The organism is Nitrospinota bacterium (genome assembly GCA_016217735.1).
In the GTDB taxonomy this organism is placed as follows: domain Bacteria; phylum Nitrospinota_A; class UBA7883; order JACRGQ01; family JACRGQ01; genus JACRGQ01.
In genome coordinates this window covers 1-11,208 of record JACRGQ010000050.1, presented here as the reverse complement: position 1 = coordinate 11,208, position 11,208 = coordinate 1, and the positions used below count along the sequence as shown (strand labels likewise).

Sequence of the window (11,208 nt, the reverse complement as noted above, 5' to 3'; positions counted from 1 at the left end):
TGACAAAACGCTTGGCATTTTGCCGGGCCTTAATACCGTGAATAACGCACTTAAGGTTACTTTCGGACTCAACGGCCGGTGACATCGTGGGCTACGCGGAAGTTTTTAAACCATGAAGATTAAATATTACGCGGAAACCGATTCGCTTTATATCGACTTAAGCGCCAAAAAAGCGGTGGATAGCCGCGAAATTGAAGATGGGATCGTTCTCGATTTTGATGAAAACGGGCATCTAACCGGTATTGATATCGATCAAGCCGCCAAGCACATGGATTTGAAAGAGCTTGAGTTGAGCGCGTTGCCGTCCAAGATTAAAACCTTGACGGGAAAATCCGCTTAATCCGCCGCCCTACCCCCAAGCCAAAAGGCAAGCTCCAGTACGCCTGAAACCACGCGGCCACGTTGCGAGACCCCGCTCCATTTTCGCTTTTGGTACCACAGGTTTAAGGAGCCGCGGAATTGGCAATTCAATCCGCGGCGGAAATGGTCGAAAGACCGCAACCTGTGGTTGCCGCGCCAGCGGCAAGAAGAAGGCCACGGCCTTTCAGGCCGCGCAACAGGATGAATCCTGTTGTACCAACCACAACCAGCCGAAAGGCAAGCTCCGGTACGCCTGAAACCACGATGCTACAAAACAAGACCCGACCCCATCTCCCCCCAACCTTGCGGAGGCACATGATCCCAGCTAAGTGGTGCACTCTTAAGGCATAGGTTGCATATGCCAATTCTTTCCCTTTTCATCTTTACAAAGTTCATACAACCCTTACCACTGAATGCCTTGGGATTTAAGAATTTCCTGTGCGGGTGTCCAGCCGAGTCGCGAAGCGGCTTTAAAATCCTCTATCGCCCGTTTGTTGTCGCTAAGCTTGTCATAAGCTAAGCCGCGCTTAGAGTAGGCTTCCGCGTCCGGCTTTAGGACTATCGCCTTGCTGTAATCCTTAATCGCCCGCCGGTAGTCGCCAAGCCTGTCATAAGCAATTCCACGATTGTAGTAGGCCGCCCAATCATTTGTGTTAAGTTTTACCCCCCTCGTGATGTCCCTAATTGCTTGCTTATTATCACCAACCACGAGGTAAGCGGTTCCGCGAGAGACGAATAAATCCGGATTTTTCGGTTCAAGCTCTATTAGTTTGTTAAAGTCTTCGATCTTCCGCTGATAATCGTTTAGTAGTCCGTAATCGATTGCGCGAGCCCAGTAGGCCTCTGTGTATTTAGGATTAAGCTCTATCGCCTTTGTGTAAGCAACAATGGCATTTTTAATATTGTCCTTGAATGACGCTTCAAAAAAATACTCGCTTTTTCCCTTCTCATACCAATCCGTAGCGCTTAGATGTTGGGCGGTATCGTTATATTGCTTTGCCTGCTCGGCTTTGTCGAGGGCGGACTTTGTGGCGTCGAGTTCATTTCGCATCCGTTCCAGTTCCAGCGAAAGGTCGGCGGCCTTTCTCCTGCTTTCCTCAAGCTCGGCGACTTTCTGTTTGTCCTGACGCAACGCCTCAATCTTCTTTGCAACGTCATCCGGGTCGGCCTTGATGCGGGCTTTCAGCCAGTATGTAGTGCCGTCCCATTTTTCTTCCACCACCTCGGTGCTTGCCACTCCCGCAGAGAGAGTGGTTATTTCCCGCCGCACCTCGTCCTTGGTTCTTCCATCGGTGGATGCTTTATCGTTGAAGGCGCTTTCCACATATACGCCGAGTTCCTGCAAAAGTATCCGTTTCACCTGTTCAAGGGCTATGGCGCGGCAACTGCTTTTGCTATCCAACTCGCTGGCGGTATAGGTGTACTCCTTTTCAAAGGTCTGCATTGCCGCATGGCTTTGGGTATCGGCGGTCAAAAGTGCGGCGATAAACGCCACGCCGAAGAGGGAAGCGGGGAATGTATTTCTATTCAACATCGATATAAATCCTATCACATCTCTTGTCATTCCCGCGAAGGCGGGAATCCAGACATAGTATCAATACTGGATTCCCGCCTTCGCGGGAATGACAAACCGGGTGGGGGCAATGGCAGGCAGTAGCCTACAGGCCATTTCCGCCGCGGATAGTAAAATCATTCCGCGGCTCCCTGATAGTCTACCCTGCCAACGCGGAATATTTCCGGCCCCGTGTGTTAAACTGCGCCAATGCCGAAAACCGTTTCCGACCGGCTGGTCCTTTTTCTGTCCACCGGGTTTTATTCCGGCTACAGCCCCGTTGCCCCCGGCACCGCCGGATCGGTGGTCGGCGTGGCGGTCTATTTTCTTCTGTTGCCGCTTGGCTGGCCCGTCTATGTGGCGGTTACGCTGGCGGTCACCATTTTGGGGATATGGGTTTCAGGGCGGGCCGAAACGCTATTCGGCCAAAAAGATTCAAAGCATATAGTGATAGACGAAATCGCGGGGCAGCTTATCGCCCTGTTTATGGCGCCTCCCGTCTGGTGGGCGGTTCTGGCCGGATTCGGACTTTTCAGGCTGTTTGATGTGGCAAAATTCTGGCCGATGTCGGCCTTGGAGAAACTCAAGGGGGGGGTGGGGGTCATGTTGGACGATGTGGCGGCCGGCCTGCTGGCGCTGGCGGCATTGCACATTATTCTTTTGACCGTTTGATTTTTGGGGAAAAGGGGCGGGCCGTTCCCTATATAATCTGACAAATATCCGCGGGAGGGCTTAGCGTGTTCAAGGATCGTCTTTTTGGGGTTATCATCGCTGGTGGGCGGGGTACGCGGTTTTGGCCGCTGTCGCGCAAGGCGCGGCCCAAGCATCTGCTTAATTTTTTGGGCGACACCTCGTTGTTGCGCCAGACCGCCGACCGCGTGATGCCGCTCGCCAGTGCGGCGCGGCTGTTCGTGGTGACCGCCCAAAGCCACGCCGATGAAGTGAGGGAAGTTCTTTCGGACATCCCGCCGCAAAACATCCTTGTCGAGCCGGCCGGTAAAAACACCGCTCCCGCCATCGCATTGGCCGCCGCCCACATCCTGGATAAAGATCCGAACGGCATCATGGCGGTGCTTCCCTCCGACCACATCATCGAGCCGCGCGATAAATTTTTGGCTGACCTCGAAGAGGGGGCGCGGCTGGCCGACGCGCGGCGGGCGCTCGCCATCTTCGGCATCCGCCCAACCCGCCCCGAAACCGGCTACGGCTACATCGAAGTGGGCCAAAAGCTGGAGGGGCGCGCATTCGGCGTCGCCTCGTTCAAGGAAAAGCCGAACCTCAAGAAGGCCAAGGATTATCTCGGCACCGGCCGCTACCTGTGGAACAGCGGCATGTTCGTTTTCCGCGCCGACGTGTATGTGGAAAAAATGCGCCGCCATCTGCCGGACCTTTTCGCCGCGTGGGAACGCTATGCCAACGGGAAGAAGGGCGCGGAAGACCTCAACGAATATTACGCCGCCGCCGAGGCGGTCTCCATCGACCACGGCATCATGGAAAAGCTGGCGGGAGAGGCGGCGGTCATCGCCGCCTCGTTCAACTGGAGCGATATCGGCAGTTGGGGCGCCACCGACGAGTTGTGGCGGGCGGATGAAAAAGGGAACCGCGCGCGCGGTGGCGATATCGTCCCGATTTCCGCCGAGGGGAACACCGTCGTATCCAAAAAGCTGGTTGCCCTTTTGGGTGTGGAAAACCTCATCGTGGTGGAGACCGATGACGCCATTCTCATCACCCGGAAAGAAAAAGCGCAGGAGATCAAAAACCTCGTGGAAGAGATGGAGCGCCGCGGCCTCAACCGCTATCTGTGACGCCATGAATGAACTTGGTAAAAAAATACGGCGCCGGCTCGAACCGTCCCACTGGGTAATCCTGCTCTATGCCGCCGCCATTTTTATCGGCGGAGTGGCGCTCCGTTTGCCGGTTGCGCAGCTCAAGCCGGTGGCGTTTATCGACACGCTTTTCATATCCGCCTCCGCCATCACCGTCACCGGGCTTTCCACCGTCAACGTGGCGGAAAGCTTCACCTTTTTCGGCCAGGTGATGATTATGGTTCTCATTCAACTGGGGGGGCTGGGAATTTTAACCGTTTCGTCGGTATTCACCATCATGCTTGGCCGGGCCGTATCCATGCGCGGGTCGGGCGTATTTTTCGATTCGTTCTCCATTTCGCACCAGATCGATTTTAAAAAACTGATGAAGGCGGTGCTGTTCCTCATGTTCAGCTTCGAGGCGCTGGGAACCGCGATTTTAACCGCCGATTGGGCGCATACAATGGGGTGGCGCAAGGCGTTCTTCGCGGCGATGTTCCATTCCGTCGCGGCATTCTGCAATGCCGGCATTTCCATCTTCCCCAACGGCCTGATTGGCTTCGAGAAGGATGCCGTGGCGGAGTTCACCATCGCGGGACTCATCATCGCCGGGGGGTTGGGTTTCATCACCATCAGCGAGATATACCGGCGGCGGCACGGCCTGATTCCCGGGCGGCTGCGCCGGATGTTCGCCCGGCAGGGGGAAGAAGCCGTTCCGCGGCAGTCATGGTCGTTGCAGACGCGGGTGGTGCTGGTCTACTCCGCCCTGCTGGTGGGGTTGGGCATGATGGGTTACTTTGCTTTTGAGCTGAACAACACCTTGGAAGGGCGGCCGTTTGGCGATCAACTGATGCTCTCTTTTTTCCACTCCGTCGGCGCCCGCACGGCCGGCTTCCAGAACGTCGATTTTGCCGATCTTAACAATACCACGCTCAACATGATCATCCTGCTCATGTTCATCGGCACGGCTCCCGGCTCCACCGGCGGCGGGGTGAAGGTGACCACGTTCGCCATCATGGCGGCGCTGGCGGTATCGCGCGCCCGCGGCTTCGAGGCGGTGCATGTGGCCAACCGCGCCATCCCGGAGCAAACCCTGTCGCGCGCCATCGCCATCCTTTCCATCTCCGTGGCGCTGCTGCTCACTTTCATCACGATGTTGCTGATAACGGAAGGGGAAACGGCCGGCCACGCGGCGCGCTCGGTGCATGGCCATTTCCTCGAGATCGTCTTCGAAGCGGTGTCGGCCTTCGGCACCGTGGGGTATTCGATGGGGATCACCGGATCGCTCTCCGGCATGGGAAAGATGCTCATCATCCTCCTCATGATGGTCGGCAAGCTGGGACCGCTCACCATCGCGCTGGCGGTAACGGCCCGCGCGCGCGCGCGGCTTTACCAGTTGTCCGAAGAATCGGTTATGGTAGGCTAGGCGCATGGCGTTAAAACGTTTCGCGGTCATCGGCCTGGGAAAATTCGGGCACTACCTCGCCCGCTTTCTCTATGAGAGGGGGCACGAGGTAATCGCCATCGACGTGGATAAGGAAACGGTGCAGGGCATAAAGGACTACGCCACCCAGGCGATCATCGCCGATGCCACCAACAAGGAAACGCTGATGTCGCTTGGCATACAGGAGGTCGATACCGCCATCGTCAGCCTCGGCACCCGCATCGACCATTCGGTGCTGGTGACGTTGCACCTCAAGGAGTTGGCGGTGAAGGATATTGTTGTGAAGGCGATATCCGAAGACCACCGCAAAATACTCGAGATTATCGGCGCCCACCAAGTGGTGTTCCCCGAAAAGGACATGGCCCAGCGGCTCGCGATCAACCTCTCATCGCGCAATCTGCTGGACTACCTGCCGCTGTCGCCGGGCATCTCCATCATGGAGTTGGCCCCCATCCAGCCGTTCCTCGGCAAGACGATCAAGGATTTGCAATTGCGGAATCTCTATGGCGTACAGATCATCGCCATAAAGGAACTGATACCGGAGCGGGTAAATTTGATCCCGTCCCCCGATACCGTGATAAAGGAATCGGACATTCTGGTGGTTCTGGGCACGGATGAATCGCTGCGCAAGATGGAGCAGGCCTCGGCCTGACGGCCCGCTATTTTTCCGTTGCATTATACACTCCCGGACGTGGAGGCAACGCTCAGGGGAGAAGGCGCTCGATTTCCGCTTTGAGGGCGTTCGGCTTAAACGGCTTGTTCAAATAGGCATTGGCCCCCAGCTTCATGGCCCGCTCCTGATCCTCATCCTTCCCCTCGGTGGTCAGCATGATCACGGGGATACGCTTGTATTTTTCGTCACTCCTCACCATTTTGAGGAATTCCAGCCCGTTCATGTTCGGCATATTCACGTCGCAGATCATCAGGTGGACGTCGTTTTTGGCGAGCGCGTCGAGCGCCTCCAAACCGTCCGCCGCCTGTATCTCGTTTTTGAAATTGGCGATTTTTTTCAGCGCGAAGCTCACCATCGTCCGGAAGGTGGGCGAATCGTCTATGATAAGCACCGTCTTCATTTTGCTCATGTCCGGCCTATTATACCCATTGCCGCCTCACAATTCCTCGATTATCGCGCCAGCCATATCGTCCAGTCCCGCGATCCGGTCGACCAGCCCCCCTTCGATGGCCGATTTTGGCATCCCGTACACCGCGCAGCTTTCCTCCGATTGCGCCATGGCGAACGCGCCTTGTTTTTTCAGCGCCTTCAACCCCTCGGTGCCATCGGTTCCCATGCCGGTCATCACCACCGGCAATGTCCGGTTGCCGAAGAAATGTGCCGCCGATTCAAACAGCACGTTGACGCTGGGGAAATAACTTTCCGATTCAGGGCGGTGTGTTATATGGGCGATCTTCTTGCCGTACTTCTCGTTAAAAACGAGGTGCATCCCGGATTTGGCCACCAAAACCCTCCCCGCGGAAATAATATCGCCTTCCTCGGCTTCCTTCACCTCGATGGCGCTCGTCCTGTTTAGCCGTTCGGCCATCGACTTGGTGAAACCGGCGGGCATATGCTGGGCGACCACGACCGCCACGGGTAAATTGACCGGCAGGGCCGGAATAATCCGTTGCAGGGCTGGCGGCCCGCCGGTGGATATGCCGATGCAGACCACCTCCACCCCCCGTTTCCCGGCCGTGGCGCCAAGCCGCAAGGGGGCGCGCGCCTTGGGCGGCCCGATGCGTCCTTTGAGCCGGGCGGGCGGGATGTGCGCGGCCACCACGATTTTATCCACGAGGTCGCGCTGCATCTGGCCAATGTCCATCCCCGCCAGCGAGGAGGGTTTGGTGATGAAATCAATCGCCCCCTCGTCCAGCGCGGAGAGGGTGATTTCGGCCCCCTCGGTGGTGAGCGAACTCACCATCACGCACGGAATGGGACGGTGCCAGGCCATGACCGCTTTCAGCGCCTCCAACCCGCCCATCAGCGGCATTTCAACATCGAGCGTAATCACGTCCGGTTCCAGCGCCTTCGCCTTCTCCAGCGCCTCCACGCCGTTGCGCGCTTGGCCCACCACCTCGATGGCGGCCGACGGCTCCAGCGTCCGGCAGATGGCCATCCGCATGAACGGCGAGTCGTCCACCACCAGCACCCGTATCCGCGGCGTATCGCCCATGTCAGTCCTCCGCCGCCGGACGCTGGTATACCAGCACGTTGCCCATCGGCGCCATCTTGTAGAACGTGGTGACCTTGAAAAGCGATTCGCTTTGGCCGATCACCAGGCAGCCGAGGGGGCGGAGCGCCTCGTACAAGTGCTCGCTCACCCGTTTTTTTCCCTCGGCGTCAAAATAGATCATGACGTTGCGGCACAGTATTACGTCCATGTTGCGCATCAGCTTTATCTGCGCCGGATTGTACAGGTTCAACAGTGAAAAATGTACCATCCGGCGGATGCCGGGATCCAGTTCCCACACCCCCGGCTCCTTCAGGGAAAAATATTTTTCCCGGATTGCCTCGTCGATGCCGCGGAAGGCGTTTGCGTTATACAGCCCCAGGCGGGCGGCCTGGACAACCTCGGCGTTGATGTCGGTGCCGTACAGATCCACGCGCCAATCCCCGCCGTCGAACAGGCCGGATTCCTTGATGAGAATCGCGATGCTGTACGGCTCGGCCCCGTTGGAGCAGGCCGCGCTCCAGATGCGGAGCGTCTTCTCGCGCCGGTTTTTTTCCTTGAGCAGGGGGAGCAGCTCTTCCTTGAAAAGCGCCATCTGCGGAGTCTCGCGGAAAAAATAGGTTTCGTTGACCGTGATAAGGTTGATGAGTTCGCGCATCTCGTCGCCGCGCTTCGGGTCGAAGCGGATGAAATGGTAGTATTCGCGGGCGCTCTGCAGCATGTTGGCGTCGATCCGCTTTTTTACCCGCCTGTGGAACAGATGCTCCTGGGGGCCGCTGAATACAAGGCCGGTGTGATCCCTGATGTACCCCGTCAGGAGGGCTAATTCCTCTTCGGACATCTGGAATGCCAATGCCGCCGCCTCTCCCGTTTTTCCGTTATCGCCGTTAGAAGCTGTTAATCGCGTTTTCCACGCTGTCGTGGATTTCAAACTGCGGCATCAACCCGGTGACCTCAAACGGCACCTTCACTTCGGGACGCAGGGCCGCCAGTTTCAGGTGTCCTCCCCGCTCGCGGATGTTCTTGAGGATGGTGACCATCGCCCCGACGCCGTAACTGGAGATGAGCTTTACCTGCCGCATATCAATCACCACGTTGACCTGATTGCCGTCGATCAGGTTATTCACCAATTCCAGCACGGCGGGGGTTGAGTGTACGTCCAGCTTCCCGTCCAGCCGCAAAAGCCGTACGTTCCCAAAATTTTCCTGAATGATCTTCACGTGCATCCCTCCGAATCAATGAATGGTTTTCGCGGTTTCCCGCATCCAGAAATCGCCGTCATTTGCGCACCGTTGCCGCGCCCGCGCCGCCGCGCCGATGTCATTCCGCACCTGCAACGCCAGGGATGCCGCGCGCCGCACCGACGGGTACGGATCCTCCAGCATCAGGGCCAGTTCCGCCGCGGTCTCCGCCGCGGGGGAAACGGCGGCGGCGGTGCAGGCCAGCCGCCGCGCCGCAGGGGACGCCAGATCGCGGGGCCGAATGCCAAAGCCGGTTCGTTGCACAATGCGCCACACCGCGCCAAACGCTTCGTACTGGCACGTTTCGTCGCCCAGGAATCCGAGAACGGTTTCAATTTCCGCGGCGCCCCCGATGCGTCCCAGTGTCCGGATGGCGGCGCGCAACAAAAGGCCGCGGTTCGCGTCATTTTTCAGCCGTTCCATAAAGCGGATGACCGCCACCGCGCAGCGGGGCACCGGGATGCCGGCCAGCGCGCAAATCACCGCGTCTTGCACGATCCAGCTTGGGTCGTCAAGATACGGCAGCAGGCGATCCACCGCCGCTTCGCCGCCAACCGCGGCGATGGCCAGCACCGCCTCCGCCGCCACCTCGGCGGCGGGATCGTCCAACTGTTCTTCAAGCAGCGGCAGCGCTTCCCCGCCGCCGCAAGCGCCCAGCGCGATGCAAAGGAATATCTTTTGCTCCGGGTTCTTCTCGGCGGACAGCAGCGCCAGCAACCGCGGCCCGGCCTGTTTCAACCGGCAGCGCCCCACGGCGCGGATCACATGGTCGCGCACCGCGGGATTGGTTTCCTCCAGCATATCCAGCAACAGGGTATGCACGCCGGGCTGGTTGATGCGCGCGAACGCCAACGCCCCTTCGATGCGCACCGCCGGATCCTCGTCCAGGGTAAGGCGTTCCAGCGCCTCCAGGCATTCGCGCCGCTCCAGCATCGCGCGGTGGGCGACGCCCACATACCCCAGCGATTGCGCGGCCGCGGCGCGCACCGTGGCCGCGCGATCCGCGAGACCATCCATCAGGTGGTTCACGGTTTGCAACGAGGAAAGAAAACCGAGTATCCGGTAGCCGCCGCGGCGGACCAGGCCATCCTCCGATTTCAACAGATCAAACACCCGCCGGGTTACCGCGGGCGTTTTCTCCAGCAGTGATATCCCCCCCACCGCGGCGTTGCGCACGCTTTCAGCGGGGGCGGCGAGAAACCGCGTCATCAGGTCGAAATGCGCGTCGTCTTCCAGCATGCCGAGGCATTTGAGGGCGTCGCAGACCACCTCGGTCTCCGGCGATTCCAGAAACGGCAGGACGGCCGTGGCGTCCCATGCATCTCCCAAAACTCCCAGGAGGCGCAGCAGCTGGTTCACGTTCAGCGTGCCGGGCCGCGCCAAAGCGCCGCGGACGGCTGGCAATGCGGCCGCCCCCTGCCGCGCTATGATGTCGCGCACTTCCTCTTCCAGCGTTTCGTCTTCCAGCAAATCGAACAGCCGTTCCACCGGCATATTTCCTTTGGTCCGGCGCAACATCAGCAGGGCGGCGGAGATTTCCTGCCCATTTCCCCCGTGCAGCATCTCGATGAGCGTTTCCATGATGTGGCTGGCGTCGATGTTTTTTACCGCCTCGGCGGCGCGGTCATGGAAGAAAGCCTGCCGTTCGACCTTGGAGAAATATTCGGTTTTCTTTTTGATGCAGGCGATTGCCGCAATGCAGGCGCGAAGCGCCGCGGGATCCCGCGTTTTTTTCAGCAACGCCACCAGCGGCAGCAGTCCCGCGATATCGCCGATCTGCCCCAGCGCAACCACCGCCGGGAATGAAAGCACCTCGTCTTCGAGCATGCCGATGAGCGCCGGACAGGCCCGCTCGTCGCCAATGAGGCCGAGCGCCGTAATATAAGGAAACCTGGCCCAAACATCCTCCCGCTCCATCGCCGCCAACAGCGGCATGGCGGCATCGTGATATCCCAGGCGTCCCAGCCCTTCGGCGCAGGCATAGCGGACGTTTTCATCGGCATCCTTGAGCCCTTCAATGAGGCCCGGCACGGCTTCGCGCGTTTTGAGCCGCCCCAGCGTATTGGCGCTGAAAATGCGCACGTCCTCCGCCGGATCATCGGCCAGCAGGCGGGCGAGCGGCGCGGCGACGTCCTCCCGCATTTCGTTTAACACCGACATGGCGGTATTACGCACGCCGGGGTCTTCGTCCCGCAGGCATTCCAGCAGGGCGCCGATGGTGGAGCGGTCGCGGATTTTGAGGAGCGCGTCCACCACGGTATTGCGCACCTGCCAGTAATCGTCCCCCAGCATCCGCAGCAATGGTTTCACGGCGCGCGGATCGCCGAACTCGCCCAGCAGTTCGGCGCTCTGGCGGCGGGTGGGGAAATCCGGGGCCCGCAAGCGCCCTATGTGGAATTCAATTTCGTCCACTCCTCCGCGGCCCCCCTGCTACATCCGTTGAAAAAACGCATCGTTTACCGACAAGGCATTATACCCAAAAGCACGCCATGCGAGGGGACTGTTGCGAGCAAATAGAAATGTCCGGTTTTGGAGCACATTACTTGTCCGGTTTTCCAAAATTACCTTAGCCGTGATTCTTTTTCAAGCGGCCTTCTTTTTTGTCTGTTTTACCTCCTTTCCCGTTACGTCGTAAAGCGCC

Annotated in this window: 11 protein-coding genes; 5 read left to right on the top strand and 6 right to left on the bottom strand. The window is 58.8% G+C overall.

Annotated elements, in window-relative coordinates; translation table 11 throughout:
• The first annotated feature begins 112 nt into the window (after positions 1–112).
• A complete protein-coding gene (locus HZA03_08460; protein ID MBI5637986.1) occupies positions 113–340 on the top strand; it encodes a DUF2283 domain-containing protein in 228 nt (75 codons plus the stop codon).
• 423 nt (positions 341–763) lie between these two features.
• Here HZA03_08460 and HZA03_08455 read toward each other — a convergent pair whose 3' ends face one another.
• Positions 764–1,894: a tetratricopeptide repeat protein gene (locus HZA03_08455; GenBank protein ID MBI5637985.1), complete on the bottom strand. Its 1,131-nt coding sequence runs from the start codon at positions 1,892–1,894 to the stop codon at positions 764–766.
• Between the two features lie 228 nt (positions 1,895–2,122).
• On the opposite strand from HZA03_08455, the gene HZA03_08450 reads away from it, so the two are divergent.
• From HZA03_08450 to HZA03_08435, 4 genes are all read left to right on the top strand, one after another.
• Complete coding sequence (locus tag HZA03_08450) at positions 2,123–2,584, top strand: phosphatidylglycerophosphatase A (protein ID MBI5637984.1); 462 nt, start codon at positions 2,123–2,125, stop codon at positions 2,582–2,584.
• 65 nt (positions 2,585–2,649) lie between these two features.
• Positions 2,650–3,717: a mannose-1-phosphate guanylyltransferase gene (locus tag HZA03_08445; GenBank protein ID MBI5637983.1), complete on the top strand. Its 1,068-nt coding sequence runs from the start codon at positions 2,650–2,652 to the stop codon at positions 3,715–3,717.
• Positions 3,718–3,721: 4 nt separating this feature from the next.
• A complete protein-coding gene (locus HZA03_08440) occupies positions 3,722–5,143 on the top strand; it encodes a potassium transporter TrkH (GenBank protein MBI5637982.1) in 1,422 nt (473 codons plus the stop codon).
• Positions 5,144–5,147: 4 nt separating this feature from the next.
• Positions 5,148–5,813, top strand: a complete 666-nt coding sequence (locus HZA03_08435; protein MBI5637981.1) for a TrkA family potassium uptake protein — start codon at positions 5,148–5,150, stop codon at positions 5,811–5,813.
• A 52-nt stretch (positions 5,814–5,865) separates the two neighbouring features.
• Here the strand turns inward: HZA03_08435 and HZA03_08430 are convergent, their stop codons facing one another.
• Genes HZA03_08430 through HZA03_08410 form a run of 5 tightly spaced genes read right to left on the bottom strand, consistent with a single transcriptional unit; the run spans position 5,866 to position 10,979 of the window.
• Positions 5,866–6,234 carry a response regulator gene (locus tag HZA03_08430; GenBank protein ID MBI5637980.1) on the bottom strand — a complete coding sequence of 123 codons (369 nt, stop codon included), beginning with the start codon at positions 6,232–6,234 and terminating at the stop codon, positions 5,866–5,868.
• 36 nt (positions 6,235–6,270) lie between these two features.
• Positions 6,271–7,329 (bottom strand): chemotaxis response regulator protein-glutamate methylesterase, encoded by a 1,059-nt coding sequence (locus HZA03_08425; GenBank protein ID MBI5637979.1) that lies wholly within the window; start codon positions 7,327–7,329, stop codon positions 6,271–6,273.
• A gap of 1 nt (position 7,330) precedes the next feature.
• Positions 7,331–8,179, bottom strand: coding sequence for a protein-glutamate O-methyltransferase CheR (locus HZA03_08420; GenBank protein ID MBI5637978.1), 849 nt, complete (start codon positions 8,177–8,179; stop codon positions 7,331–7,333).
• 34 nt (positions 8,180–8,213) lie between these two features.
• A complete protein-coding gene (locus HZA03_08415; GenBank protein MBI5637977.1) occupies positions 8,214–8,546 on the bottom strand; it encodes an STAS domain-containing protein in 333 nt (110 codons plus the stop codon).
• A 15-nt stretch (positions 8,547–8,561) separates the two neighbouring features.
• On the bottom strand, positions 8,562–10,979 hold the full coding sequence (locus tag HZA03_08410; GenBank protein MBI5637976.1) for a HEAT repeat domain-containing protein: 2,418 nt from the start codon (positions 10,977–10,979) through the stop codon (positions 8,562–8,564).
• Positions 10,980–11,208: the final 229 nt, after the last annotated feature.

Coding starts and splice junctions, on each gene's coding strand:
- HZA03_08430 (MBI5637980.1), bottom strand. CDS start 6,234: ATGAAGACGGTGCTTATCATAGACGATTCGCCCACCTTCCGGACGATG.
- HZA03_08435 (MBI5637981.1), top strand. CDS start 5,148: ATGGCGTTAAAACGTTTCGCGGTCATCGGCCTGGGAAAATTCGGGCAC.
- HZA03_08425 (MBI5637979.1), bottom strand. CDS start 7,329: ATGGGCGATACGCCGCGGATACGGGTGCTGGTGGTGGACGACTCGCCG.
- HZA03_08450 (MBI5637984.1), top strand. CDS start 2,123: ATGCCGAAAACCGTTTCCGACCGGCTGGTCCTTTTTCTGTCCACCGGG.
- HZA03_08455 (MBI5637985.1), bottom strand. CDS start 1,894: ATGTTGAATAGAAATACATTCCCCGCTTCCCTCTTCGGCGTGGCGTTT.
- HZA03_08440 (MBI5637982.1), top strand. CDS start 3,722: ATGAATGAACTTGGTAAAAAAATACGGCGCCGGCTCGAACCGTCCCAC.
- HZA03_08460 (MBI5637986.1), top strand. CDS start 113: ATGAAGATTAAATATTACGCGGAAACCGATTCGCTTTATATCGACTTA.